General features: G+C 63.6%; 23 protein-coding genes. 15 read left to right on the top strand and 8 right to left on the bottom strand.

What is annotated here, in order from left to right:
- The first annotated feature begins 70 nt into the window (after positions 1-70).
- From DUPY_RS29330 to DUPY_RS25365, 11 genes are all read left to right on the top strand, one after another.
- Positions 71-298 carry a phage tail assembly chaperone gene (locus DUPY_RS29330; protein ID WP_443093063.1) on the top strand — a complete coding sequence of 76 codons (228 nt, stop codon included), beginning with the start codon at positions 71-73 and terminating at the stop codon, positions 296-298.
- The gene (locus tag DUPY_RS25405) at positions 298-5,496 is read left to right on the top strand and encodes a coiled-coil domain-containing protein (protein ID WP_070251936.1); all 5,199 of its coding nucleotides are present in this window, start codon (positions 298-300) and stop codon (positions 5,494-5,496) included. The genes DUPY_RS29330 and DUPY_RS25405 overlap by 1 nt, the downstream gene beginning before the upstream one ends.
- A complete protein-coding gene (locus DUPY_RS25400; protein ID WP_070251935.1) occupies positions 5,493-6,392 on the top strand; it encodes a hypothetical protein in 900 nt (299 codons plus the stop codon). The genes DUPY_RS25405 and DUPY_RS25400 overlap by 4 nt, the downstream gene beginning before the upstream one ends.
- Entirely contained in the window at positions 6,389-8,506 is a 2,118-nt protein-coding gene (locus tag DUPY_RS25395; protein WP_070251934.1) for an SGNH/GDSL hydrolase family protein, read from the top strand. Before DUPY_RS25400 ends, DUPY_RS25395 begins: the two co-directional genes overlap by 4 nt.
- Positions 8,507-8,571: 65 nt before the next feature.
- Positions 8,572-8,901 carry a hypothetical protein gene (locus tag DUPY_RS25390; protein WP_070251933.1) on the top strand — a complete coding sequence of 110 codons (330 nt, stop codon included), beginning with the start codon at positions 8,572-8,574 and terminating at the stop codon, positions 8,899-8,901.
- Positions 8,902-8,906: 5 nt separating this feature from the next.
- A complete protein-coding gene (locus DUPY_RS25385; protein ID WP_070251932.1) occupies positions 8,907-9,149 on the top strand; it encodes a hypothetical protein in 243 nt (80 codons plus the stop codon).
- Entirely contained in the window at positions 9,146-9,661 is a 516-nt protein-coding gene (locus DUPY_RS25380; protein ID WP_070251931.1) for a glycoside hydrolase family 19 protein, read from the top strand. Before DUPY_RS25385 ends, DUPY_RS25380 begins: the two co-directional genes overlap by 4 nt.
- Positions 9,658-10,044, top strand: coding sequence for a hypothetical protein (locus DUPY_RS25375; protein WP_070251930.1), 387 nt, complete (start codon positions 9,658-9,660; stop codon positions 10,042-10,044). Before DUPY_RS25380 ends, DUPY_RS25375 begins: the two co-directional genes overlap by 4 nt.
- Positions 10,041-10,292, top strand: coding sequence for a putative periplasmic lipoprotein (locus tag DUPY_RS25370; RefSeq protein WP_070251929.1), 252 nt, complete (start codon positions 10,041-10,043; stop codon positions 10,290-10,292). The genes DUPY_RS25375 and DUPY_RS25370 overlap by 4 nt, the downstream gene beginning before the upstream one ends.
- A 97-nt stretch (positions 10,293-10,389) precedes the next feature.
- The gene (locus tag DUPY_RS28115) at positions 10,390-11,007 is read left to right on the top strand and encodes a hypothetical protein (protein WP_141749673.1); all 618 of its coding nucleotides are present in this window, start codon (positions 10,390-10,392) and stop codon (positions 11,005-11,007) included.
- A 73-nt stretch (positions 11,008-11,080) separates the two neighbouring features.
- Entirely contained in the window at positions 11,081-11,707 is a 627-nt protein-coding gene (locus DUPY_RS25365; RefSeq protein WP_141749672.1) for a hypothetical protein, read from the top strand.
- Here DUPY_RS25365 and DUPY_RS27390 read toward each other — a convergent pair.
- Positions 11,692-11,883 (bottom strand): hypothetical protein, encoded by a 192-nt coding sequence (locus DUPY_RS27390; protein ID WP_071651707.1) that lies wholly within the window; start codon positions 11,881-11,883, stop codon positions 11,692-11,694. The two genes, DUPY_RS25365 and DUPY_RS27390, sit on opposite strands and share 16 nt — an antisense overlap.
- A 478-nt stretch (positions 11,884-12,361) precedes the next feature.
- Here DUPY_RS27390 and DUPY_RS25360 point away from each other — a divergent pair, with 478 nt between their 5' ends.
- A complete protein-coding gene (locus DUPY_RS25360; protein WP_141749671.1) occupies positions 12,362-12,826 on the top strand; it encodes a hypothetical protein in 465 nt (154 codons plus the stop codon).
- A 63-nt stretch (positions 12,827-12,889) separates the two neighbouring features.
- Here DUPY_RS25360 and DUPY_RS25355 read toward each other — a convergent pair whose 3' ends face one another.
- Together DUPY_RS25355 and DUPY_RS25350 are read right to left on the bottom strand one after the other, a co-directional pair.
- On the bottom strand, positions 12,890-13,999 hold the full coding sequence (locus tag DUPY_RS25355) for a branched-chain amino acid aminotransferase (RefSeq protein WP_070251926.1): 1,110 nt from the start codon (positions 13,997-13,999) through the stop codon (positions 12,890-12,892).
- A gap of 113 nt (positions 14,000-14,112) precedes the next feature.
- A complete protein-coding gene (locus DUPY_RS25350) occupies positions 14,113-14,589 on the bottom strand; it encodes a TadE/TadG family type IV pilus assembly protein (RefSeq protein ID WP_070251925.1) in 477 nt (158 codons plus the stop codon).
- A gap of 143 nt (positions 14,590-14,732) precedes the next feature.
- Between DUPY_RS25350 and DUPY_RS25345 the strand changes: the two genes are divergently transcribed.
- The gene (locus DUPY_RS25345; protein ID WP_070251924.1) at positions 14,733-15,638 is read left to right on the top strand and encodes a LysR family transcriptional regulator; all 906 of its coding nucleotides are present in this window, start codon (positions 14,733-14,735) and stop codon (positions 15,636-15,638) included.
- On the opposite strand, the gene DUPY_RS25340 is transcribed toward DUPY_RS25345, so the two are convergent.
- Complete coding sequence (locus DUPY_RS25340; protein WP_167359114.1) at positions 15,575-16,828, bottom strand: ABC transporter substrate-binding protein; 1,254 nt, start codon at positions 16,826-16,828, stop codon at positions 15,575-15,577. The two genes, DUPY_RS25345 and DUPY_RS25340, sit on opposite strands and share 64 nt — an antisense overlap.
- Positions 16,829-17,127: 299 nt before the next feature.
- On the opposite strand from DUPY_RS25340, the gene DUPY_RS25335 reads away from it, so the two are divergent.
- Positions 17,128-17,535, top strand: a complete 408-nt coding sequence (locus tag DUPY_RS25335; RefSeq protein ID WP_070251922.1) for a hypothetical protein — start codon at positions 17,128-17,130, stop codon at positions 17,533-17,535.
- Positions 17,536-17,561: 26 nt separating this feature from the next.
- Here the strand turns inward: DUPY_RS25335 and DUPY_RS25330 are convergent, their stop codons facing one another.
- From DUPY_RS25330 to DUPY_RS25315, 4 genes are all read right to left on the bottom strand, one after another.
- Positions 17,562-19,043: a PepSY-associated TM helix domain-containing protein gene (locus DUPY_RS25330; protein ID WP_070251921.1), complete on the bottom strand. Its 1,482-nt coding sequence runs from the start codon at positions 19,041-19,043 to the stop codon at positions 17,562-17,564.
- Positions 19,043-21,427 (bottom strand): TonB-dependent siderophore receptor, encoded by a 2,385-nt coding sequence (locus DUPY_RS25325; RefSeq protein ID WP_070251920.1) that lies wholly within the window; start codon positions 21,425-21,427, stop codon positions 19,043-19,045. Before DUPY_RS25325 ends, DUPY_RS25330 begins: the two co-directional genes overlap by 1 nt.
- An 81-nt stretch (positions 21,428-21,508) precedes the next feature.
- On the bottom strand, positions 21,509-22,513 hold the full coding sequence (locus DUPY_RS25320; RefSeq protein ID WP_070251919.1) for a FecR domain-containing protein: 1,005 nt from the start codon (positions 22,511-22,513) through the stop codon (positions 21,509-21,511).
- On the bottom strand, positions 22,513-23,040 hold the full coding sequence (locus tag DUPY_RS25315; protein ID WP_070251918.1) for a sigma-70 family RNA polymerase sigma factor: 528 nt from the start codon (positions 23,038-23,040) through the stop codon (positions 22,513-22,515). The genes DUPY_RS25320 and DUPY_RS25315 overlap by 1 nt, the downstream gene beginning before the upstream one ends.
- A gap of 257 nt (positions 23,041-23,297) precedes the next feature.
- On the opposite strand from DUPY_RS25315, the gene DUPY_RS25310 reads away from it, so the two are divergent.
- The coding region (locus DUPY_RS25310; RefSeq protein WP_229255503.1) for a hybrid sensor histidine kinase/response regulator at positions 23,298-25,266 on the top strand (1,969 nt) is incomplete at its 3' end.

Below are 25,266 nucleotides of genomic sequence, written 5' to 3'. Positions count from 1 at the left end.
CGCCGCTGACGGCAGCGCCGTCGGCGATCACGTTGATGCGGCCAAGCGCCACCCGCTCTACAAGGCGGATGTGGCGCCGCCCGCGCCCGAGTTGCCGTTTGAGCTTGAGTACTTGTGGACCTGGTTCCTCAAGCTCAGTCCACGGCGGCAGACAGGCATGGGGCCGGGCCCGATATCCAGCGAGGAAGTGCTTCACTGGTGCGCGCGCCGGCGTGTGGTGTTCGAGCCATTCGAGCACGACATCCTCGACCGAATCGACGAGCTTTACCTGCAACACCATTACAAGAAGGAAACCTGATGCCTGATATCGCCTCCCTCGGTCTTGAGATCAATTCGAAACAAGTCGTGGAGGGCACCAGGGCCCTCGACGCGCTGGGCGCCGCTGCTGCGGCTGTCGAGCCGAAGATCGATAGCGTCACCAAGGCCTCCGATGGTTTGAGCCAGGCCAGCGCCAAAGTGTGGCGCTTCGGTGCGGATGCCACCAAGGGCATGGATGCGCTCGGAGAGGCCACGCAGCGCACCGGTCAGCGGTACCAGGTCAGCAATGGCCAGATGGATGACACTGCAAAGATCTTGCGCCAGCAGGCCGAAGAAGCGCGTGCGACCGCCCAGGCAAATACCGCCCTGGGCCGGTCCACTACGCAAATGACGCTGGGCCAGCAACTGTTCATCGATAAATTGCGTGATCAGGTCGCAGTCCTTGGAATGTCGCGCAGCCAATTGCTGGCATACCAGGCGGCCGAGTTGGGCGTAACAAAGGAAACCGAGGCACTGATCGCGAAGATGAAGCAGTTTGAAGATGCCGCGAAGGCAGCCGGGGAGGCTGCTAAAGCAGCAGCAGCCGCAAAGCGCGAACAAGAGCGGTCAGCGTTGACGCTGAGCAGTGCACTGGGATTGCTGGTGAAGGGTTACGCAGCTCTCAAGGTAGCGGAGTACATCAAAGAATCTGCACTACTGGCCGCGCGCTACGAAACCCTCGGCGTCGTCGTCGAAGTCGTGGGCCGCAATGCCGGATATACCAAAACCCAGATGGACACCGCCACCGACGCGATCGCCCGGCAGGGCATCACCATGGTGGAGTCGCGCGAGTCGGCGACGAAGCTGGTCCAGGCCCACGTCGATCTGAAAAACGCGACCGTGCTCGCCCGCATCGCCCAGGATGCCGCTGTCATCGGCCACCTGAACTCGTCGGATGCATTCGACCGACTGGTCAACGGCATCTCGCGAGGCAACGTGCTGATCCTGCGGAACATTGGTATCAACGTGAACCTGCAGACAGCCTACCGCGAAATGGCTGATGAGCTCGGCAAGACCACCAAAGAGTTGACCGAGAACGAGCGGGGGCAGGCCCGCCTGAACGCCGTCATCGAGCGCGGCGCCGATATCGCTGGCACTTATGAAGCAGCGATGGGCACAGCCGGCAAGCAGATCACGTCCATGCAGCGGTACGTCACGGATTTGAAAACCGTCGTCGGTGAGGCGTTCCTCGAGGTGCTTACCGTCAGCGTCATGGCCTTGACGGACCACCTGAAAGATGCAAACAAGGAAGTCTCCGAGTTGTCGACAAATCAGCAACTTCACGAGTGGGGCCGGACCTTGGCCGACGTGTTTGTCTGGGTTGCTAACCGCGTTGCTAACGCCACCACCTTACTGCAACAGGGGGGCGCCTTGGCCGGTCACCTCGCGAAGATTGACTCGATCAACAGTGTCTACGACGAAAAGGTGCGCGACCCGAAGACCCAGGGTGATTTCCTAGACTTTTCCGGGCGCAGCGACCGCATTCGCCGCGTGAACTCGGAGCGGGAAAATATGTTGGCTCAAGAGCAGGTTGGTTACCTTGAGCACCTGGCAAAGTTGTCCTCCCAGTACGACCAATTTCAGAAGGCCGCCGACGAGCGTGAGAAGAACGCGACGGCAAAGAAAAAAGCCGAGCTCGAAGCGCGCCTGAAAGTTGATCAGGATTACGCTTCTCGGGCGGCCGCGCTACTGGTGGCGAATGCAGGGAAGCCTGTCGCCGTGCAGCAGGCTGCGCAGATGGCGCTGGCCAATTCGGTTTATGTCGGCACGCCGACCTACCGCGATACCGAAGGTCGCGAGCCAAAGCCGAAGGTCGATAAGGTCGAAAGCACGGAGTTGGCTGACCGCCTTGCCCGCATCCAGGATCAGGTCAACGCCGAGAAGGAAATGTACGAAACAATGTCCAAGATGGATGACATGTTTCACTCGGCCGGGAAGATGGGCGACGAGCAGTATTACAAGAACAAGCGCGACTATGCTGAGGCCGCCGCGAAGGATCAGATCGACGGTTACAACAAGCAGATCGCCGACCTGAAGTCCTACCACAACGCCACTGCGGCCGAGGCAGCAAAGCACGCGAAGCAGATTAACGATATCGAAGCGAAGCGAGCAGCTGCTGATGCGAAAGCGCAGGACGAGATGAATCTGCTCGGCACCAAGGAGATCCTGCGCAAGGAGGCAATTGCATCCGCCTCGGATGAGGCGACCAACAAGTACCTTTCCGGACTGGACCAGGAAGCCAAAAAGCTCGAGGATTCCAATGCGGCCCGCGAAACTTCGAAGGGTGCGGTTGAGCGCGAAACCGTAGCTCGTCTCGATCTGGCCATCGCCTACCAGAAGGAATTTATGGCGGGCCAGGTTGCCGCTGGCGCGACTGCAGAGGAGATCGCGCAAGCGCCGGCCACCCTGAAGTATTTGGAAGACGTGCGTGCTGCTCGCGCGCGCATCGCCGCCGGCCTGGATCAGCAACAGGCGATTCAATTCAAGGACAAGGCCGCCGACCAGGCAATCAAGGATTGGCAGCGCGCCGGGCAAAGCATCTCGGAGAGCCTGACCTCGGCATTTGGCGAGGGTGGCAAGGCCATAGGCGAGATGTTCCAGGCCTACGCCAAGGGCATGGAGGGGCAGTTGCGCGCGCAGAAGAAGCTGAAGGATGCGAAGGCGCAATCCGATGACAACCCGGAGAAAATCGAGGCCATTAACCGCGCCCAGTTGGAAGGCACCCAGGCGCAAATTCAGTCGTACGCGGGGATGACGTCGGCTGCACAGGGCTTCTTCAGCGAGGGCTCGCGCGGCTACCAAGCGATGCATGCCGCCACGGTCGCACTGCAAAGCGCCGAGATTGCACTCAGCCTGATCAAGGGCGTCAATGCGGTACTCACGCAAGGCGAGGGTGATCCGTACACCGCGTTTGCCCGCATGGCCGCCATGGCGGCACTTGTCGCTGGGTTGGGCGTCGCAATCAGCGGTGGTGGCGGCGGGGGCGGCCAGAAGGCTGTCGATGTGCAGAAATTGCAGGGCACAGGTTCAGTATTTGGTGACAGCAGCGCGAAGTCGGACAGCATCCGCCGTTCGATCGAGCAACTGACCGCTAATTCCGACAACATGTTGCCGATCAACCAGGGCATGCTGTCGGCCCTGCGGAACATCGAATCCTCCATGGCCGGTTTGACCAACCTGGTGGTTCGCACGCCTGGCCTGACCGATGGCTCGAACCTGGGCATCCAGACCGGAGTCGTCGGTAAATCGACAGGCGCTTCGATTGCGGCCGGCGCGCAGGCTGGCTCCATGGTCGGCGGGTACGTCGCCGGCCCGGTGGGCATGGTTATCGGGGCCATCGGTGGCGCGATCGTGGGCGGTCTCAAGAGCATCTGGGGTAAGACCACGCAGAACATCGTTGATTCTGGTCTGCAATATGGCGGCAGCGTGCGCGGCTTGCAGGCCGGGGATGGCTTTGATCAATACGCGAGCATCGATACCACCAAGAAGAGTTACTTCGGCCTCAAAAAGAGCACGTCAAATTCGGTTCAAACCCAGGGCTTGAGCGACGAGCTGTCGGCGCAATTCGGCCTCATCTTCACCAACCTGGACAAATCCCTTCAGGCCGCGTCCGTGGCGCTTGGCGGCTCAGCTGCCGATGTCACCAAGGTCCTCGACAGCCTGACACTGGAAAGCACGAAAGTTTCACTGAAGGATCTGAAAGGCGAAGAGCTGACGGCGGCGATCAATTCCGTGATCTCAAAATCCATGGACGAGATTGCCCAGGCAGCATTCCCTGCGTTCGACGCCTTTCGCAAAGTAGGCGAGGGCTACGCCGAGACGGTGATGCGCCTGGCAGGTGATTACGCCAAGTTGGACGCCATCCTGGCAGGAACCAGCACCACGTTCGGCGCCACCGGCGTTGCCAGCGTCAAGGCTCGTGAGCACCTGATCGAGTTGGCGGGCGGCATCGACGAACTGGCCAGCAAGAGCAATTCGTTTGCCGAGAACTTCCTCAGCAAGGCTGAGCAACTGGCACCGGTGCAAAAGTACGTCACCGACCAGTTGGCGGCCATGGGCCTGCAATCCCTGGACACCCGCGACAAGTTTAAGGATTACGTCTTGGGCCTGGCCAACGGCGGCAAGCTCGCGACGGATGCCGGCGCCGCGCAATACACCGCGCTGCTGGCCCTGGCCGACGCGTTCGCGAAAACGCACGCGGCTACGGTGGACCTCAGTAAATCCGAGCAGGAAATTGCAGATCAGCGGACCGACCTGCAGAACCAGCTCGACGAACTGACGATGACGCAGGCTCAGCTGGCTGCGAAGGCGCGAAAGGAGATCGATGTCAGTAACCTGAAACTGTACGACGAGCTCACCGCACGCAAGGCGCTGGCGGCCGCGTACGAGACGCAATCGGAGGCCCTGAAAACCAGCATCGACAAACTGAAGACGTTCGCCTCGGCGATCAAATCTTTCCGCGATGGCCTGGTGCTGGGCAACCTTTCGACGCTGACGCTGGCGGAGAAAGCAGCGGCGGCGCGTGACCAGTACAGCACCACGCTGGGCGCGGCACGCGGTGGCGATGCGACGGCGCAGTCGGGCCTCAGCGCTGCCGCAACCGCGTTCCTCACCGCCAGCCAGGCCGGCGCCGCGTCGCGCCTCGATTACGTCCGGGACTACGCGCGCGTGCAGGCCGACATGGCCATTCTCGCCGCATCCGTTGGCGGTCAGCTGACGGATGCCGAGAAGCAGCAGGCGTCGCTCGACAAGCAGGTCAAAGGGCTGATCACCCTCAACGACAGCGTGAATGCTGGCGCGGCCACGGTCGCCCAGGCGATCGCGTCACTGGGCGTTCTGGGCGTGAAGCAGATCGACGGTTCCCACGCCGGCGGTCTGTCGCGCGTGCCGTTCGACGGGTACACCGCCGAGTTGCATTCAGGTGAGCGAGTGCTGACGGCGTTCGAGGCCCGGGAATATTCGGCGCGATCGAGCGGTGGCGGTACCGGCGACGTGGCCGCTGCAATCGATCGTCTGACCGAGGAAAACCGGGCGCTGCGTGCCGAGCTCTCGGAGTTCAAAGCGCAATCTCAGGCTGGCGACGTGGCCGTTGCGCAAAGCGTCGGCAAGCTGGCGCGCCTGGCTGATCGATGGGACGCCAACGGATTGCTCGTGCGTGCTGACGAGCCAATTCCAACGAGAGAGGTGGTGACTGCATGAAAATTATCCGTCCGATGGCAATCACGGACGCAGCGCTGGTCAGCAGCAACATTCCCGAGAACGACTACCCACCATACAACCCCGCCACCAGCTACCCGCTGGCTGCGCGGGTGATTGTGGTCGGGGTCGGCGTGCACCTGGTGTACGAGTCGCTGCAGGCGAGCAACGTCGGCCATACGCCGGCGGCCAGCCCGGAGCATTGGGTAAAAGTCGGCGCCACCAACCGATGGCGCATGTTCGATGCCTCGATCACCACGCAGGCCGAGAACGAGGATTCGATCAGCGTTTCCATCAAGGCGACCGGCATCGCCAACGGCATCGCGCTGCTCAACATCGACTGCGCCATCATCCGCATTGTCGCAACTGACGTCGAGTTCGGCGTGGTGTATGACAAGACCATCAACCCGGCCATGACGAGCGGCATAAGCGACATCTACAGCTATTTCCGGGAGCCCGTCACGCGGGTGTCGGAAATGGCGCTGACCGACCTGCCGTCGTATTCGAACATGACCATCGATGTCACGCTGTCGAGCCCCGGCAACGTCGTGCGGTGTGGCGGCATTGTTATCGGCCAAATGCGGCTGATGGGCGATTTGCAGTACGGCGCGAAGAGCGGCATTGCCAACTACACCAAAAAAACTCGTGATCAGTGGGGGAATTTTGATGTGGTCGAAGGGCCGTTCAGCAACACGGCCACCTGGTCGATCTGGATCAAGAGCACCGAGGTGGATTTGGTGAAGCGGCTGCTGTCACAGTATCGCGCGACGCCCATTGTCTATATCGGCGCTGATTCTTACGGGGCCCTGATTCTCTACGGTTACTACAAAGATTTCTCCATCGACATCGCCTACCCGACGATCTCGATCTGCTCACTTGAACTTGAAGGGCTTACATGACCGCTATTCTCATTCCGCCGCTGTCGCCATTCCCGGGGCGCGGGGCTGCACCTGAGGACTATATCGCCCAGGCCGACACCACCATGCAGGAGTTGCCGGTGGTGATCAGCAAAATAAACGAGGTAAGCGCCGCATTCAACCTGGGGGGCAGCATCCTTTCTTTGGGCTACCTGCCGCCGGTACCGTATGCAGCGGGCATCAGCCTGACTGTGGCCACCCAGACCGTGCAGTACGGCGTCAACACCTATGCGGCCAACGTGACAGCGCTTCCTTTCACCACGTCGGGCGTATTCGAAACCGATAAATTTCGTCTGGTACAGGGCGTGACTTCCGCGCAACTTGCCGAGCCGGAAGCTGCCGGCACGATTGGCTTTCAGCAGGCTGGAGTCGATGCCAATGGTGCGCGGGTGCGCAAGGTCAAAGATCGGCTCCGTGAGGCGGTCCACGTGACCGACTACCCGAACGTCGATCCCACCGGTGTGACCGACTCCAGTCTCGCTATCATCAGTGCGCGGAAAGCTTCCGACACCCCGTACGTTCCAGATGGCGTGTTTCAGTTGAATCAAACTGGTCAACTCGCCGGTTTGTGGGGTGACGGTGAGGTCGAAGTCGGCGGACAGCGGGTGCGCCTCCCGGCCTCGCCGCGCCGCCTGGAGTTGGTTTCGTCGGTCATGGCGAAATTGATTCGTCTCGCGTTCGGAGCAGGAACCATGGTGCTGGTCGCTGACAGTATTGGTGAAGGCTATATCGCCTGGGACATCAAGCACTCGTGGTTCAACATGCTGCTGCGCATGATCAACGCGTATTCGAGCCCGGAAGGCGGCAGTGAGCCGGAGGTGACCAACCTGGGCGATCCCAACCGCTACGGGCTGACCTATTCCGGCACTTACGCGGTTGGTCCCAATGGTCCGATCGGCAAATCGCTGATCCTCCAGCCCGGCGCGTCTGTCTCATTCGGCGGCAAATTCGCCTATGTCGATGTGATGGCTCAGCGCTCGCCTGGTGCTGGCACGCTGACCATGCGCCGAAACGGCACGCCATTTCGTACCCTCAACATGGATGCCGCAGCGGAAAGTGACTGGTGCTCATTCCCATCGGTCACCGGCAGCGGCGCCGCGCCAACCGACATCTACACGCTGACGGTGACCGGCGCGCCTGTTGAATTGACGGGCATCTGGCGCCTGGCGAATACTGGTCAGCCGGGCATTTTTGGCAGCCGTTGCGCTCTCAGCGCGAGTTCAACCCAGTTGCATTCGCAGGATGCGCGCATTGCTTCGGTGATTAAGCATAGTCGGGCGCTCAACCCGAGCGCTAAACCACTGATTTTCGTCGCCTTGGCCATCAACAACGCCAACACCGACGTCCCAAGCGCTGGCACTACGCCGGAGGTGTACGGGCAGCAGTTGGGAAAAATGTTCGCGCGGTACATCAATTCGGGTGCGTATGTGGTCGCGATCGGCGGCATCCAGCCAGGCGCATCGTGGGGCGTGGTACGCACGAACTACCCCGCCATAGCAGAGATGCAGAAACGCGTCTGCGAGCAGTACGGCGTCCCGATCATTTCGATGGATGCGTATGCATGGGTACGTGAGGGCGGGGTGCTGGCCGATGACCTGCATCCGAACACGCCGGGCAATCTGCTCTACCTGGACATCGTGCTTGAATTCCTGGCGTCGCCAGCGTTCGACCTCGCTGGCGGCACCCAGGCCCACTGCCTGAACCGATCCGACCTGCCATTAAGCTGGTACGGCACCGGTGAAATTGCCGGCACCGCAGCGCTGTCGAACGTGCGGTGGTCGCGCAGCGGTCCGCTGGTTCGGGTGATGGGCAACCTGAGCGGCATCAACCCCACTGCGGCTACCGCTGCTGGCCCGTTGTGCATCGGCATGCCGACATTCTCGAATACCACTATGCGCGGCAACGGCGTGGTGAGCAGCTGCAAGGGATTTGCTGGGAGCACTGGCAAGCAATGGACCTTGCAGACGGTTGGCAACGGCGGCAACCTTGCCGTGCTGCGCTCGATCGATCCGGTCACAGGCGTCGAGTCGGACGTCACCTCCATCACCGCCGGCGCCTCGATCGATTTCGACATCACGTATATCGAACAGGATTGATGCCACCCGCACCACCACACAACCCGCTTCGGCGGGTTTTTTTTTACGCCCACAGAAAGGCAAACATGCCCCTCCAACCGCCCACCCCAGAAGACAGTATCGCCGGCATCAAATACGGCGTGCTGATCTTCTCATTCCTCGGCGCTGCAGTATCGCTCAGCTACGCCAAGGAACTGACGCGACCCCAGGCAGTTACCGCGGTACTCACCGGTACCGCCGTCGCCGTCATGGCTACGCCCATGGCACTGCACTACCTGGATCTGCCAGCGAGCCTCGAGCGGGCGGTGGCATTCTTCGCCGGCCTGGCCGCGATGCGCGCCGTGCCGGTTTTCTTCACCCTCATCGACCGGCTGCGCGACATCAAGCTGCCATGGTTGTCCGACCCGAAGGAGTAACTGCCATGTCCCTGACCCCCATCATCCAGGCGATTGCTTGCCTCTACGTGTTCTACATCAGCACGATCTCCCTGAACAAAATGACCAAGGCGACACCGAACAATATCCGTTTTGCGCACGTGTCGCTTCTGGCTGGCAGCGGCGCCGGCTTCGCGTCCTGCATCGCTGCGCGCGACGTGTTCGAGTGCCTGTTCGCGGTAGGGATTGCGCTGTACGTGGCGGGTAGCCGCCGGGAGAATGAAGCATGACGCTCGATCAACTCATTAAAATCATGCCCTACGCGCGCTCGCGGGCGGCGGCTTTCCTCGCGCCGCTCAATACCGCCATGGCCGAGTTTGGCATCACCACGCCGGCGCGCCAGGCATCGTTCCTTGCGCAGGTCGGCCACGAGAGCGGCCAGTTACAGTATGTCCGCGAGCTGGCCAGCGGCGTCGCTTACGAGGGCCGAAAGGATCTCGGCAACGCGGTGGCCGGCGACGGCATCCGATTCAAAGGGCGCGGCCTGATCCAGGTCACCGGCCGGGCGAACTATAAGGCATGCGGCTCCGCCCTGGGCCTGGACCTGATCGCTCATCCCGAACTGCTCGAGCAACCGGTCAACGCATGCCGGTCGGCGGGCTGGTTCTGGAAAACACGCGGACTCAACGAGCTCGCCGACGCCGGCGACCAAGTGCGCGTGACGCGACGCATCAACGGCGGCACCAACGGCCTGGCCGATCGCCTGGCGCTGTTCGAGGTGGCCGCGCGGGTGCTGGCGTGAGCGCGCTGCACCTGGCCGGCGGCGCCGTCATCTGGAAAATTGCAGCGGTGGCGCTGACCATCCTGCTGCTGGTGGTGATCACCGGCGCCGGCACGGGCTGGTGGCTGGCGGCGGCCGCGCGCGACCGGGCGCTGGCCAGCCTGGTGGTGGAGCAGGGCGCCAGCGCCGCGCTGCGCGCTTCGATCGGCGTGCAGAACGAGGCCGTCCAATCCATGCACCGGCTGACCGTGGCCGCCGACGAACGTGGGCGGGCCGCCCAGGCGCTGGCTGCCGCCAAAGGGCGTCGCTACGATGCCGCCCAGGCCAAGCTGGCTGGCGCGCGCGCCACCACCTGCGACGAGGCTATGCCGTACGTAAATCAGCTGTTGAAGGACGTTAAATGAAAACTATGATCCTCATTGTCGCGTTGCTGCTGGCCGGCTGCGGCACCACGCCGCCGGCGACGCAGACCATCTACGTGCCGGTGTCCACTCCCTGCGTGAAGGATAATCCGGTGGCGCCGGTGTATGAGTTCGATAAATTGCCGCTCGACGCGCAGGCCGGAGAGAAGGTATTGGCGCTGGCGCGAGACTGGCCGCGTGGGCGGAAATACGAGGAGGAACTCGAGGCGGCACTGGCTGGCTGTGCATGATCAAGATTTATGCTAGTGTTGAGATGATTATCTTGTTATATATATGAGATGACGAGATGGGTGTTTCTACACAGTTCATTGGAGCGAAGGGGACGGCATGGTAAGAAGGGCTTACGTTGCGCTTAAGGATGAGAATTACGAACCAATCATAGTTGACATTATTGTTACCTGGGGAAAGCTGGATGAGACGCTTGATCTTCTAATCGAAGTAATGTCTTCGCAGCTTGAATGCAAAGGCATTGTGCCGCCACGTTCTTCCGCCTTCCAAAAGCGCTTGGCACATTTCAATTCCTTATGTCGTGCTTATTTTGTTTCAGCACCTTCGATGGTTAAATTTTCCGATCAGACTTATAATAAAATTTTGAGTGTTAAAAATGATCGCGATCTAGTTGCTCACGGCCGCTATGGTTGGCAAATTTCCTACTCGGATCAGAATTCAGTAGGGGAGATTGATTTGATGCTGACTGAATTAAAAGACCAAGGTCCGAAAACAAAAATATATACAAAATCTCAGTTTCAAAACGTCGCAGATGTCATCGGTGAGTGTCTGCAAGTTTTGTATTTGCATGCCAATGAAATTCCTTTTGCAAAATTTCCAAAATTTTTGGAGGAACGGTGGAGTATTTCTAATTCGCAAGTGGCGAGTACTAAGCTACTGCTATCGAGAATCCAAGAAGAATGCGAGGCTATCGTGATAGCGCGGTTGAATAGTTAAAATCTTCAATGAGATGAGGGTCTGGGTATTAAAGAGGCGGGAGGGCGGCGCGTATCTGCCGGAACCAGTCCGGGTGGGCCGCACACCGGCGCCGTTCGAGCTGCTGGTGGTCGACGTCGCCGACCAGGGTAAGCGCCGTCCGGCGAAGGTCGCGCGCCTCTACGCGCCCGGCACGAAGAGCATCGTGGCCGAGCTGGCCAGCGTGCAGCTGCTGTGGCTGAAAGGATTCGAGTTCGTGTTGCACGGCGTGGACGTCACTGGTAGCGAGCGCGGCCCGGTCCACGCGGCCCAGTCCTGGATGTGCAAGCTCGACGAACCTCTGCACGCGGTCGGCTACCGGATGCGCGGGGCCTTCGATCGAGGCCGGCCGCTGCCGCACCGCCAGGTGATGGACCGGCCATCGTACATCAACGAGGGTAAGCTGACAGTCGCCGGGGCACTGGACGAGCGGCTGGGTCGCCATGCCACGCGCGCGGAATTCGGCACGGAATCCCGGCATGCGGGCACGCTGCTCGACTGCGACCTGGAATGGATGAGCGAGGAGCGATTTCAGTTGTCCGGGTTTCAGCATTACGAGGCCTACGGCGACGCTCCGGCCCAGCTGCTGCGCCAGGGCTGGCTGATCGAGTTCGATATCAAGACACTTGAGCAGATTGCCTACGTGCGGTCGTTCTCGAAGGGGCTTCAAGGGCGAGGGTGACGGCGCCGGTCTGCCGGATTCGACAGCACGCGGACGATGACCCGGAACGGCACGCCGGCCTGGTCCATGAATGCGGCAGCGGCAGAGCGTCCATCCTGCTCAGCGAGGATCAGGCCCACCATCACGGTATGGGCGGTAGCGCGGTCGGGTCGGGTGCGGCGTTCGGGCTGAGTCATTGATCCTCCGCAGCCAATCCTACGCGTCCAGGCGCGGCGGCGCCTGACGCACGTCAACCGAGCGCCAGTGTAAATCCCAGTGTAATCCAGTGCATTTCACAGGGCCTTGGTGGCCCTCAACGAAGAATTTCCCCTATGAGAGCTCTGCATTTTTGTGGTGGCAATGGCATTCACACTGCAGGGGTCGCAAGTTCGAAACTTGCACTTCCCACCAAGAATTTAAGTCAAATCAATTACTTACCAAAAAGCCGACCTTTAAACAGGCCGGCTTTTTTGTTGCGGTGTAATTTCCCAGTGTAATTTACTTTCGCGACACAACGAGCTGCGACAGCTGGTCCAATGCCAGACGCTAGGCACCAACCTGCAGGGGAGCGCATCGCTGCGTTGTTTGCACATTGGCGTGGCCAAGGGTTTTGCTCATCATATATAGGTCCACGCCCAACCCCGGGATGACGTTTGCGCACGAATCGCGCGGTTCGTGGAAATTCGCGTGGGACATGCCGGCCTGCACCCACGCGGCATTACGACGACGGCACGTCGAGCAGCGTTAACTCCAACGCAAATATTTCCGCTGCAGCGCAGCCCCGGGATAATCGGGGATACCAACATGTGCAGCGTCAACGTGTTGCTGGCCGGGGACGTGATCGCGTCGCGTCCGATGTACTGGCTCTCGATCTTGAAAAACTCGCCGCACCGTGCATACGTGAGCAGCCTGGCCCAGATTGCGGTTTGTGCGATGGACGAGCAGAACGACGTGCTCTTTTTTACCTGCTCGACCGTGAGGAATATCTCGCGTTGGTTGTCCACTACGTCAAGTAACAGCCAAGCAAGAAATTCGAAGCTGGTCGGCCTCGACTACGACATCTACTACGCCAACACGCAACATCTTGGCGTCGGCCGCGCCGCATATCGGCCAGGTGGGCGGCCCGACCTATCGTCGTGAGCCACGCGCCTCTGAGTTCTGAAGGAACTCACCGGCGTGCCGCCCGTCCCCACCGCCCAGCAATCAACCCGCCACAGCCACCGGATGCAGCCAGCCGTGGGTATCGGGCAGGGTGCCGCGCTGGATGCCGAGCAGTGCGGTGCGCAGCGACAGGGCGACCGGGCCGTTCTCGCCATTATTGATGGTTTGCTCGATGCCATGACCCTTGATCAGGCCGACAGGCGTGATGACCGCTGCCGTGCCGCAGGCGAAGACCTCGGAAATGGCGCCGGAGGCGATGTCGGCCAGCACCTGCGTGAGCGGCAGGCGGCGTTCTTCGGACGAGTAGCCGAGGCTGGCGGCCAGGTCGAGCAGGGTCGAGCGGGTGATGCCCGGCAACAGGGTACCGGTCAGCGCGGGTGTGACGATGACAGGCGCTGCGCCATTGCGATACACGAAGAACAGGTTCATGCCGCCCATTTCTTCGATGACTTCGCGCTCGATGGCGTCGAGCCAGATCACCTGGTCGCAGCCGTGTTGCTGCGCCTGGGCTTGCGCCAGCAGGCTGGCGGCGTAATTGCCCGCGCATTTGGCTTCGCCGGTGCCGCCCGGCGCCGCCCTGACGTATTCCTTGCTGGCCCACACGCTGACCGGTTTGAGTCCTTGCGGGAAGTACTCGCCGGCGGGCGACGCGATCAGCATGAACAGGTATTGCTCCGACGGACGCACACCGAGGAATGGATCGGTGGCGATCATGAACGGGCGCAGGTACAGGCTTTCGCCCGCGCCGTGCGGTACCCAGGCCTGGTCCACTGCCACCAGCGCCTCGGCAGCGCCGATAAACAATTCTTTGGGGATCGAAGGCATCGCCAGGCGCGCCGCGCTGCGGTTGAAGCGCTCCCAGTTGGCTTCGGGACGGAACAGTGCGATGCCGTCATCGGGCTGGCGATAAGCCTTGAATCCTTCGAAAATCGCCTGGCCGTAGTGCAGTACCGACGCGGCAGGATCGAGCGCCACCGGTCCGTAAGCCTTGACGGTGGGCTCCTGCCATTGTCCGTCGCGGTAGGTGACCTGTGCCATGTGGTCGCTGAATACGCGGCCGAACTGGATTGCTTGCAGCCTCGATGCACGCTCGGCATCGCTGAGGGGAGAGGTGGAACGGTGGAGCTGGAAGGTGGCGTCGATAGTGGTCATGTAGGTGTCTGCTGCGGAGTAGTCGGCGAATGGTCGATGATGTATCTCATATCGTTGAGGAATTATACGATACGCAGCAGCGCCGCATGCGCCCGTGCGTTGCCGGTCCCTGATTACCGCCCGATGTACGGCAGCCGCACCGATACCACGATCGGCAGTCGTAGCTGGGTGCGTTTGGGGAAGAAAAAATCAGCGACCACCATCTGTACATGGACCGTGACGAAGGCGGGTTTGACCACGCCCATGCAGGGTAAGCCGCTGCCGCAATCGATCGCCACCGATGGCTGCCCCAGGCCCGGCTTGAGTTCGGCCAGCATCTCGCCCGCAATCTCCCGGGCGATGGCGGCAACGATGGGCGCCCTGGTCGTGTTGGTCATTTCGCTCAGTGGGATTTTCGACAGGTATTGCGCCGCGCTGGTGGCTGCCGCGTGCGCAGCGCTGTAGTGGTAGCAATAGCGGCCCATGTAGAGCGGAAGCGCCAGCATCATCACGAAGATCGGCATCAGCAGGAACAGTTCGATCGCCGCCACGCCACGCGCGGCCCCCCGGCGCTGGTACTGCGAATGCTGAGAGTGTTTCCTGGCTGACATATCGTGTCTCCTGACCTGGCAATGTAGCCAGCAATGCCGTACGCCGGTTTGCTCCGTGTCAGTCAACGTGTAAATGAAGGAATGCAGGGTATTTAGCGTGTAAATAATGGTACGCTATGCGGCCACACTACTGCGCTGCGCCCATGATCGACATCCGCAACATCGACCTCAACCTGCTGGTGGTATTCCAAGAAGTTTACCGGGAACGGCAGATTTCGCAGGCGGCCAGGCGGCTGCACCTGACCCAGTCGGCCGTGAGCAACGCGCTGGGGCGGCTGAGGCGCGCCTTCGACGACGAACTGTTCGTGCGGACCGCCCACGGCATGCAGCCCACGCCCTACGCCGAACACCTGGCCGAGCCGGTGGCCGGGGCGTTGGCCGCCATCGGTGCAGCGCTCAATCCACCGCAGGCCTTCGATGCCGCCACCAGCACGCGCCACTTCCGCTGCGCCATGACCGACGTGGGCGAGGTGTATTTCATGCCGGTATTGATCGAGTTGCTGCGCCAGCGCGCACCTGCGGTGCGGGTCAGCACCGTACGGGCCGGCGCCATCGACCTCAAAACCGAAATGGAAGCGGGCCGCGTGGACCTGGCCATCGGCGCTTTTGATGACGTCTCGGGCGCGCTGTACCAGCGGCGCCTGTTCGAGCAGGCGTATGTGACCATGTTCCGCCAGGGCCACGCGCTGGGGCGTGGCACCCTCACGCTCGAGCGTTTCCTGGCGGCAGAGCACCTGGTCGTGGCGTCGTCCGAGAGCCCGTACGACCGCGTCAACACCTTGCTGGAACAGGCCGGCGTGCGCGCGGCCGCCACGTTCCAGGTGCCGCATTTCACCGCCGTGCCCTACATCGTGGGCACGACCGACCTGGTGGTGACGGTGCCGGAAAAGCTGGCCCAGCGTGCGGCCACGCCATTCCAGCTCGACTATGCACTGCCGCCGCTGGCGCTGCCGTCGTTGCAGACCAGGCTGTTCTGGCACCGGCGCTACAGCCAGGACGCCGGCAACTTGTGGCTGCGCCACCTGGTGGTGGAAGCTTTCGCCGAATAATTTGTCTCAACGCAGCTTGCTGCGCGCCGCCTCGATCGCCCGCACCGCCTGGTCGGTATCGTAGGGCGGTTCGAGAAAGCGACGCAGGTTGTCGTAGGTGGGCGCGACCAGTTCTGCCCTGGCGTCGCGGTCGAAGAAATAGGTGTGGCCCGCCGCAGCGCGCCAGGCCGGGCCGCCGTGGGCTCACCGAGCAGCACGGCGGGCGAGACGGCCCCCGCCTGCGGAGGCAGGGTCTGGTCGGCCTCGGCGATGCGGCGCAGCGCGTCGCCTTCGGCCAGGAATGCCAGGAAGCGTTGACGGGCCTTGGGGTGGGGGCCGCGCGCCGGCAACACCAGCACGTCGAGCGGCGCTTCCTGGTAGATGGGCAGGCCGGGCCGTACGGCCGGGAACGCAAAAAAGCCCATGTCGGGCGCGATGGCGGCGGGGAAGCGGGCCGCGATGAAACTGCCAGCGAGCATCATGCCTACGCGGTGGCGGTACAGGTAGGGCAGCACGCGCTCGTGCTCCTGGTCGATGGTGGGCGCAAAAAAGTAACCTTTGCGCAGCAGGCTGCCCCAGGTGTCGAATACCTGGCGCACGCGCGCATCGGTAAACGCGACGTTGCCGCGCAGCAGTTTGCGATGAAAGTCGACACTGTTGGTGCGCAGGTTCAGGTAGTCGAACCAGGCGGCGGCCGGCCAGCCGCTGCGTGCGCCCAGGCCCAGCGGCGTCACGCCCGCCGCCTGCAGGCGCGCGCAGACCTGCAGGAATTCATCCCAGGTACCCGGCGCTTGCAGGCCCAGTTGCTGGAACAGAGACTTGCGATAGACAAAGCCCCACACGTAGTAATACAAGGGAAAGCCGTATACCTGGCCGTCGATGCGGGTGCTCTCCAAGGTGCCGGGCAAGAATTTTTTGCTTTTCAACAGCGCCAGCATGTCGGCGTCGAGCGGCGCCAGCAGCTTGCGGCTGGCGGCATCACGCAGGCGCTCACCGGCGTACCAGAACGCCACATCGGCGCGGCCCTGCTTGAGGCGGGTGGTGAAGTCGCGCTTGTATTGCTCCTGCGGGAAGCCGTTGTTGACCACCTCGATATCGGGATTGGCGGCGGCAAACTGGTCGATGATGCCCAGCCAGTTGCTGCGCTGCGCACTGTTGGAGATCACGTAGTCGATCACCAGTTGCTCGGCGCGGGCAGGCGGGCAGAGCATGAGAACCGCAGCGCACAGCCAGCCCATGGCATGCCGGCGGCGTGGACGGTCGTTGGGGCATGGTGTCAAGGTCATCGAGGTTGGGAAGATTCTGTCATCGGAGGGAAAGAGCAGACAGCGCCAGCTTTCAGGATACCCTGATAATGTCTCAGGGGCATCTAAATTGTTTTGTTGGTAGTGGATGACAACCAGGGTTGTTCGAATCCTACCTTCAACTACGCGTCCGTCCTACGCAAACCGGGCTCGGGCAGGAGCACAATCTCCCTGCATGTGACAGATCATTTACGAGGAGTATCGACATGAACCTGACCACCCCAACCACCATGGGCCAACTGCGCCGCCTGATCGCAGCAGCCGACGACCGTGCCGGCGCCCACGTACTGTGGATCGACAACGGTGGCGAAGTGCACTTGTCTGCCGATGACGGCGCCAGTGACGATGGCGCCGTGCGGCTGCGCTTTGCGCCATTCCAGCCTGGTGCTGGCATGGTCGGCCCGCTGGCCGCGCACGACGACGGCCTGATCGGCAAGATGTACTTCAGCATCCTGCACCACTGGCTGCACGCCGGCGACGCGCCACCGGGACCGCTCGACGCCGCGCTCGACGACTTCGAGCGCGAGGGCGGCTGGGCAGTGCCGGCCGAACCGACCGCCCACGTCATGAACATCGCGCCACGCCACGGCGTATTTGGCGCCGCTTGCCACTAGCACTCGCCGCCAGCCGCGCTTCCCAGCTACCGGGTTCGCAAGCCGAGATATGCGCAGAGCAGCCCCATCATGGCGAATGCACTATCGAAGCCGATGAACAGCGGACGTGCTGGCTGGCCAAGTTGAACGTAATCTGCCATCGGCAACGCAATCCAAAGCATGGCCGCTAACCGCCACAAGCCGCGCCACGACTCTCGCCCCCCGCGCCAGCCGACGAATAGCGTTACCGCGCCCCAGCAAAGGAAGAAGCTGTGCACCTCCCACTGCGCACGGTCCCCCAGGTCCGGCAGCAGCAGCCGGTTCGACAGCAGGAAGGTGGGCACCGCCGCCAGCAATCCCGCCACGCACGCGGCGTTGCCGGCCTCGGTAAAGCGCAGCCACGTCAGCGCAGCGCTGGGCTTGCTGCGGCGCTTGACGGTCCACAGCACCAGTCCGGTCGCCACCATGGCCGCGCCCAGCAGGCTGCTGCCGAAATACAGCCATCGCAGCGCCGAATCGGCATAGCGTCCCAAGTGCAAGCCATACGCCGTACCCCAGGTGGTCAGCGCCGGTCCGCTGCGCGCGCGCTCCCCCAGCAGCGCGCCGGTCACGCCATGGAAGAGCAGATACGCCGGTGCGACCGAGATCCTGCCGCCATCGCCGCGCACGATTGCCACCCGCGCCGCCGCATCGCCGGGATGCATCACGATGACGCGGCCTATGCTGTCGTAACCCCAACGCAAACTGGCCTGCGCCATCAATGGCGCGATGGGGACGGGCGGCGCTGCCAGGTTGCGCCGTGCCCGCGTCTCGAAGCGCGCCTGCAGGGCCTGGGCCATCGCTGGCCGTGCCTGTTGCTGGCCGAACGCCGCCAGCGCGCCCCACGGCATATAGGTCAGCATGAGCGTGACCAGCCCGGTATATACGATCATCACGTAAAACGGCAAGCCCAGCACCGAGCTGACGTTGTGGGCGTCCAGCCACGAGCGCTGGCCCTTGCCGGGACGGAAAGTAAAAAAGTCGCTGAAGATTCGCCGGTGCACGATCACGCCGCTGAGTAGCGCCACCAGAGCCATCATTGCGCATAGCCCGACGATCCAGCGCCCCAGCGTGCCAGGCAGGTAGTGCAGCTGAAAGTGAAAATAGTAAAAGAATTCGCCGCCGTGGGTGGCGCGCGGGTGCAACTGGGCGCCGTCGGCGGGGGAAAGCAGGGCGCGTTCGCGGTGATCGCCGCGTTCCCACGACGCTTCGATCACGTTGTTGCGCGGCCCGGGCAGGTCGATTTGCCAGCGGTCGGCGCTGGCCGCAACGCGCGCCAGCGTGGCCAGCGCGTGCTGCGTCGCCGCCACCTGGTCGAGCACGGCCGGCCGCGCCGGCAGTTCGGGGCGCAGCCACTGCGTGAGCTCCTCGCGGAAGTAGCTGATGCCGCCGGTGACGAAGATTGCGTACAGCAGCCAGCCCGCCAGCACGCCGGCCCACGCGTGCAAGCCGGCCATGGCCTGGCGCAGGCCGGGCGCCTTCGTTTCCATCAGAAGCGGTAGCTGGCGCTCACGTTGACGGTGCGCTCGGCGTTGCGGTAGCAGAAGGTGCCGTCGCAATCGAGCAATACCTGCTTGTCGAGCAGATTGTTGAAGTTGAGCGAATAGCGCCATGACTGTCGCTCGAGCCCGAACGCCAGGTCCAGCATGCCGAACGACGGATTGGTCAGATTGACGTTGCCATAGTCCAGCGACGAGCGCGCCTTGCCGTAATAGCGCAGGCCCAGGCCGGCGTTGGCCAGCCACGTGTCGTTCAGCTTGTGCTGGTAGCGTGTCCACACCGACGCGCTATGCTTGACCGCGCTTTGCTGCGGCAGGGGGCGATCACCGTTGTTGCTCTCGGTGATCTCGGTGTCGAGGTAGGTGTACTGCGCCACCACGCTCAGGTTGCGCGCCAGGTCGGCGCGCGCTTCCAGTTCCAGCCCGCGCGAGCGCACTGCGCCGCTTTGCACCAGCGCGTCCGGGTCTTGTGCAGCGGCGGTGATCACGTTCTTGCGCACCAGGTTGAACACCGACGCGGTGTAGCTGACATTCCCCTGGTCTGGCTGGTAACGCACGCCGGCTTCCAGCTGGCGGCCGGTCGAGGGTTTGAGCATATTGTTATTGATGTCGCGGCCAATCTGCGGCGCAAACGAGGTCGACCAGCTGACATACGGCGCCCAGCCCGACGGCATCAGGTACACCGCCCCCACGCGGCCGGTGGTCTTGCTGGCCGACTGGTCGTAGGTTTGCTTCGAGGTGCCGGCCAGCGGCAGTTCCTGGGTGTTCGAATTGTCGGCGCGGTCGCGGCGCAGACCCGCCGTCACCACCCACTGGTCCCATTTCACCTGGTCCTGCACGTACAGGCCCAGTTGCCTGAGCGGATAGCGCTCGTTGCGCGGGCTGGTGGACGCCACCGGCGCCTGGCGCTCGCCGTAGACCGGGTTGGTCAGGTCCAGGGCCGGCATCGGCGAGATCGCGTACGGGAAGCGGTCCACCGTCTTGTTGTTGGCGTAATCGACACCGACCAGCACATTGTGCGCCAACTCGCCGGTGCGGAACGCGGCCTGGGCGCGGGTGTCGGCCTGGAGGCCGCGCCAGTGCGAGCTGCGCGGGTAGAACAGCCGCGTCATGGTGCCATTGGCTTGCAGTACGCGCGGGAAGACGTTGGTCTCGTTGCGGTCCAGCTTGGTGTAGCGGACATTCTGCTGCACGCTCCAGGTGTCGTTGAAGCGGTGCTCGAACTCGTAGCCGAGTGCGACATTCTCGCGCTTCCAGCGGTTGTCGCGTCCGCCCATGTTCAGGCTGGGCGCCGGCTGGCCGCGCAGGCCCGGGTTTTGCAACTGGTTGGGCCAGGCGTACGCCTGGTTGTCCTTCTGGTACTGGCCCAGCAGGGTCAGGCGGGTGTTGGCGCCCGCTTGCCAGGTGATGGCGGGTGCGAAAAATACGCGGTCATCGCGGTCGAGGTCAAGCCGGGTGCCCGATTCGCGCGCCAGGATGGTGGTGCGCCAGGTCCAGGCACCGTCTGCGTCGATCACGCCGCCCAGGTCGGCCTTGACCTGCTTGCGGTCGTAGGTGCCGTATTCGATGCCCATCTCGCGGATCGCGCTGGCCGACGGCCGCTTGGAGACAGCGTTGATCATGCCGCCCGGCGGCGACTGGCCGTACAGCACCGAGGCCGGGCCGCGCAGCACTTCCAGGCGTTCCAGGCCGTATGGTTCGATCGGGGCGGCGTAGGCGCGGCCGGAAGTCAGCAGGCCGTCGCGAAAGATGCCGGCCGTGCCCAGTTCGAAGCCGCGCAGCATCGAAAATTCATCGACCGCCCACGGCTTCATATTGGGCGTGACGCCGGCCGTGTAGCGCAGTGCTTCGTCCAGGGTTTCCACCTTGCGGTCGGCCAGTTCGTCGGCGGTGATCACGGACACCGATTGCGGATTGTCGATCAGGCGGCTGTCGGTCTTGGTGGCGGTGGCGCTGCGGCGGGCCACGTAGCCATCGACGTGCCCCAGCGGCGTCTCGCGCTCGCCGGTGACGGTCACCGCCGGCAAAGCCACGGCGGGCGCGCCGGTGCGCACGGCCTGCGGCGCAGCGCCCTGGCGCAGGATGTAGCGGCCCGCGCCTTGCGGCACCGCTTCGAGGCCGCTGCCGGCCAGCAGGCGGGCCAGGGCTTCGTGCGGCGCCAGCGTGGCTTGCACGCCCGGGCTGGTCTTGCCGCCGGTGAGGGCTCCGTCGGCCGCCACGTACACCCCGGACTCCACCGAGTAGCGGGCGATCACGGCGTTAAGCGGGCCGGCGGGAATGTTGTAGGTGCGCGGGACGGTGTCGGCGGCGCAGGCAATGGTGGCGGTGACGGCGGCCATCAGGCCCATCAGGGGGCGGAGAGCGAAATAGGTCATGAGCACTTTCGGAAAAGGGGTATGTCTGTCTTCACAGACCTTTCCGAACCACGCGACAAAAAGGGAACCGCTCTCATAAAACTATTTTGCGCTCACCGTCACCCACCACGGCAGCGTGTAGGTCACCCGTACCGGCAACGCTGCCTCCAGCATGGCCAGCGCCTGGTCGGTGTCGCCGAGCGGGAAGGCGCCCACCACGCGCAGCTTGGCCAGTGCCGGGTCGCAGCCCAGGTGGCCGGAGCGGTAGCGCGACAGCTGCGCCAGGAACTGCACCAGCGGCATGTCCTGGGCGATCAGCATGCCCTCTGTCCAGGCGTCGCGCGCCGGTTCAATGGCCTCGGTAGCGGCAATGACGTGCCGGGTAAAACAGGTTTGTCCGCCGGCAGCGATCACGCGTGACGGCCCCTCGAACACGGTGATTTCCACCCGGCCCTGGCTCACGGCCAGCTCGGTCTCGCCGTCGTCAAGCTGGCGCACCACGAAGCGCGTGCCCAGCGCGCGCATGGCGCCCTGGCGGCTGTTGACGATGAAGGGTCGCGCCGGGTGCACGATATCGGCATGGGTGTCCACCAGGATCACCCCCTGGTGCAGCACCAGCAAGCGTTGGCCGGCGTCGTACTTTACGCCTACCACGGTGCCGGTATCGAGCCAGAGCCGGGTGCCGTCGGCCAGCTCCACCTGGCGGGTCTCGCCCGTGCCGGTGCGGTGTGCAGCAGCCAGGCCGGCCACCAGGTCACGTACGCTTTCCTGGCGCGCTACCTGCCAGCCGACGCCGACCGTCACCGCAGCCAGCACCATGGTCTTGAGCAGCGTTCGGCGCTGGCGCACTTCGCTGGCCGCGTGCAGGGCGGCGCCGGCCGCTTGCGGCATCACGCGGACGATGGCTACGCCGTCGCTGATCGCTTCCACCCGCGCCCAGGCCTGGCGGTGGTCGGGATCGGCAGCCAGCCAGTCCTGCCAGCGCTGCCGCTCGTCGTCTGTTACCCGGCTCGAGCGCAATATGGCGAACCATTCGGCCGCCTGTTCCAAGGTGGCGTACCTAATCTCCAGTTCCTGCTCGTGCTCGTGGCGGCGCTGCATCGACATCAGGCCAGCGCGGCGCGGAAAGCTGCACCGGCCGACAAACAGTGCAGCATGGCCTGCGCCATGTACTTCTTGACCATGCGCTCGGACACGCCTAGCCGTTCGCCGATCTCCGCGTAAGTAAGTTCTTGCAGTTGCGCCAGCAGGAAGGCCTGGCGCGGCTTGTCGGCCAAGGTGGCCAGGATGCGATCGACCTCGACCAGGGTTTCCACGATGATGGCCTGGTGCTCGGCCGACGGCTGGATCGTTTCCGGGCGCTCAAGCATGGCGGCCACCCACACCCGCTCTATTTCGGCGCGGCGCCAGTGATCCACCACCAGGCCTTTGGCGATGGTGGTGAGGTAGGCACGCGGGTTTTGGCCGGCATCGAGCTCGCGCGGCCGCACGACCAGGCGCAAAAACGTGTCCTGGGCCAGGTCCTGCGCGGTAAACAGGCACCCCAGCTTGTTGCGCAGCCAGGCCTGCAACCATTCGTGGTGCTCGGCGTACAGCGTATGCAATTGTGGCTGCCCGGGAGGAGATGCCGCCATGCGAAGTCACCATAGTTGAGAATAATTCTCATTATTATAAATTCATTCGGCGCAACGCCACAAGCATTGCAAGGTGCTTGCGACAGTGTTTGGCACAAGGGGCCATTTACCGGATCATGAGAATACCTCTCATTACGATGGTTGACCCGTGTACGTGCAACTGGGCAGCCGCTTCTAGCTTGCAGGCGGGGGTGCAACAACAGTTATCTTAAGTTAAACTGCCGGACCGACTTTCGATCTCTGTACTGAACCATTCCATGCTTCCTCGCTCCCGGCGTACCTGGCCCCTGCGGCACCTGCTGATCATGCTCACCGCGATCGGGCTGCTGCCGCTGGCGCTGCTGGGCGCCTGGAGCATCCACAACGCCAGCGAGTACCAGCAGCGCGAGCAAAAGCGCCTGATGCTGGACCTGGCGCGGGCGCTGTCGAGCGCGGCCGACGCCGAGCTGGACAGTGCAGTGGCCATCCTCACCGGGCTGGGGCGGGCGCCGGAGTTGCAGGACGGCGACTTGCAGGCCTTCCACGGCGTGGCCGGCACGCTGGTCAAGGCCCAGCCGGAGTGGATGGGCGTAATCCTCAACGACAATACCGGCAAGGTCTTGTGGCGCACCATGGACCCGTACGGCGCCCGGCCGCCGCCGCTGGCCGATCCCGTCAGTCTGCGCGAAGCGCTCACCACGCGCCAGCCGGTAGTGGGGCGCATCGTTCGGGGCCCGCGCGGCCAGCCGGCGTTTCCGGTGCGGGTGCCGGTGATCACCGTGTCAGGCAAACTGTATATATTGACCGCCGTGATCCGCCCCGACCGCATGGTGCGCCTGCTCGATCGACAGCAGGCGCTGGGCGGCGCGGTCACCGCGATCCGCGACAGCAGCCAGTCGGTGGTGGCGCGCTCGCGCAACCAGGACGGCAGCGTGGGCGCGCCACCGAGCGCCTCGCTGCTCACGCTGATGGCCGCCAACGGCGCCGAGGGGGTGGGCACGGCCCGCACCACCGAGGGCCAGGACATGGTCACGGCCTACACCACCTTGTCGCACTTTAACTGGCTCGCGGTCGTGGGCCGGCCCGCCGAACAACTGACTGCCGCGTCCATGCAGGGGCTGGGCATGTACGGCGCCGGCATCGCCGTCTCGCTGCTGGTGGCCATTGCGCTGGCGTCGCTGCTGTCGGCGCGGCTGGTCGATACCATCCGTGCCCTGCAGCAAAACGCCGCCGCGCTGGGGTCGGGGGCCGCCCTTACATACTCGACCTCGTCGATTACCGAGGTCGAACAGATCAGCGCAGCTCTGGCGCTGGCCGATTCCCAGCGCAACACCCGCGAGCACGAACGCAAGCTGCTGCTCGATTCGCTCAACCAGGCCCTCACCAGTCACCAGGCGGCGCTGGCCGATGCGCGCCAGGCCGGCCGCGCCAAGGACGATTTCCTGGCCGTGCTGGGCCACGAGCTGCGCAATCCGCTCAGCCCCATCGTCACCTCGCTCGATCTGCTCGACTTGCGCAACGACCAGGCCAGCCGCCGCGAGCGCGGTGTGATGCGGCGCCAGGTCAATCACCTGCGGCGCCTGGTGGACGACCTGCTCGACGTTTCGCGCATCATCTCCGGCAAGTTGCAGATCGACGTGCATCCGCTCAACCTGGCCGACGTGGTGCGCCACGCGGTGGCGGCGGTGGCCGACCAGCCGGTATCGAGCAGCCTGCCGCAGGCGGTGTGGGTGGAGGGCGACGACAGCCGCCTGACCCAGGTGCTCAACAACCTGCTGTCGAACGCCGCCCGCTTCGGCAGCACCGCCACCCAGGTCACGCTGACTGCCGACGCGGTCAACGCGCGGCTGGTGGTCAGCGACGACGGTATCGGCATGAATACCGAGCTGCTGACTCGCGTGTTCGAGCCGTTCCAGCAGGCGCCGCAATCGCTGGCGCGCCGCACCGGCGGTCTCGGGCTCGGTCTGGCGATCGTGCGTAAAATCGTCGAACTGCACGGCGGCCAGGTCACGGCCAGCAGCGCCGGCCTGGGCGAGGGCAGCCGTTTCGAGGTAGTGCTGCCGCTGGCGGCGGCGCCGCAACCTGCCGTCCCGGCCGGCGTGCCCTCGGCGCAAGCGTCGTTGCAGGTGCTGCTGGTGGACGATAACGTCGATGCCGCCAACGCCGGCGCGGAGCTCCTGCGCCTGATGGGCCACGCGGTGCGCACCGCCCACAGCGGCGCGGCGGCGCTGGCGGCCTCGACGTTAT

It is taken from the genome of Duganella phyllosphaerae, from assembly GCF_001758785.1.
GTDB lineage: Bacteria > Pseudomonadota > Gammaproteobacteria > Burkholderiales > Burkholderiaceae_D > Rugamonas > Rugamonas phyllosphaerae.
The sequence above is the reverse complement of the archived record's forward strand: the minus strand, read 5'-3'. Positions and strand labels throughout refer to the sequence as shown.

Excerpts from the sequence above, each read along its gene's own strand:
- DUPY_RS25395 (WP_070251934.1), top strand. The coding sequence starts at position 6,389 with ATGACCGCTATTCTCATTCCGCCGCTGTCGCCATTCCCGGGGCGCGGG.
- DUPY_RS25335 (WP_070251922.1), top strand. The coding sequence starts at position 17,128 with ATGAACCTGACCACCCCAACCACCATGGGCCAACTGCGCCGCCTGATC.
- DUPY_RS25345 (WP_070251924.1), top strand. The coding sequence starts at position 14,733 with ATGATCGACATCCGCAACATCGACCTCAACCTGCTGGTGGTATTCCAA.
- DUPY_RS27390 (WP_071651707.1), bottom strand. The coding sequence starts at position 11,883 with ATGACTCAGCCCGAACGCCGCACCCGACCCGACCGCGCTACCGCCCAT.
- DUPY_RS28115 (WP_141749673.1), top strand. The coding sequence starts at position 10,390 with ATGGTAAGAAGGGCTTACGTTGCGCTTAAGGATGAGAATTACGAACCA.
- DUPY_RS25340 (WP_167359114.1), bottom strand. The coding sequence starts at position 16,828 with ATGCTCTGCCCGCCTGCCCGCGCCGAGCAACTGGTGATCGACTACGTG.
- DUPY_RS25390 (WP_070251933.1), top strand. The coding sequence starts at position 8,572 with ATGCCCCTCCAACCGCCCACCCCAGAAGACAGTATCGCCGGCATCAAA.
- DUPY_RS25400 (WP_070251935.1), top strand. The coding sequence starts at position 5,493 with ATGAAAATTATCCGTCCGATGGCAATCACGGACGCAGCGCTGGTCAGC.
- DUPY_RS25350 (WP_070251925.1), bottom strand. The coding sequence starts at position 14,589 with ATGTCAGCCAGGAAACACTCTCAGCATTCGCAGTACCAGCGCCGGGGG.
- DUPY_RS25325 (WP_070251920.1), bottom strand. The coding sequence starts at position 21,427 with ATGACCTATTTCGCTCTCCGCCCCCTGATGGGCCTGATGGCCGCCGTC.
- DUPY_RS25330 (WP_070251921.1), bottom strand. The coding sequence starts at position 19,043 with ATGGAAACGAAGGCGCCCGGCCTGCGCCAGGCCATGGCCGGCTTGCAC.
- DUPY_RS25320 (WP_070251919.1), bottom strand. The coding sequence starts at position 22,513 with ATGTCGATGCAGCGCCGCCACGAGCACGAGCAGGAACTGGAGATTAGG.
- DUPY_RS25315 (WP_070251918.1), bottom strand. The coding sequence starts at position 23,040 with ATGGCGGCATCTCCTCCCGGGCAGCCACAATTGCATACGCTGTACGCC.
- DUPY_RS25380 (WP_070251931.1), top strand. The coding sequence starts at position 9,146 with ATGACGCTCGATCAACTCATTAAAATCATGCCCTACGCGCGCTCGCGG.
- DUPY_RS25370 (WP_070251929.1), top strand. The coding sequence starts at position 10,041 with ATGAAAACTATGATCCTCATTGTCGCGTTGCTGCTGGCCGGCTGCGGC.
- DUPY_RS25385 (WP_070251932.1), top strand. The coding sequence starts at position 8,907 with ATGTCCCTGACCCCCATCATCCAGGCGATTGCTTGCCTCTACGTGTTC.
- DUPY_RS25355 (WP_070251926.1), bottom strand. The coding sequence starts at position 13,999 with ATGACCACTATCGACGCCACCTTCCAGCTCCACCGTTCCACCTCTCCC.
- DUPY_RS25405 (WP_070251936.1), top strand. The coding sequence starts at position 298 with ATGCCTGATATCGCCTCCCTCGGTCTTGAGATCAATTCGAAACAAGTC.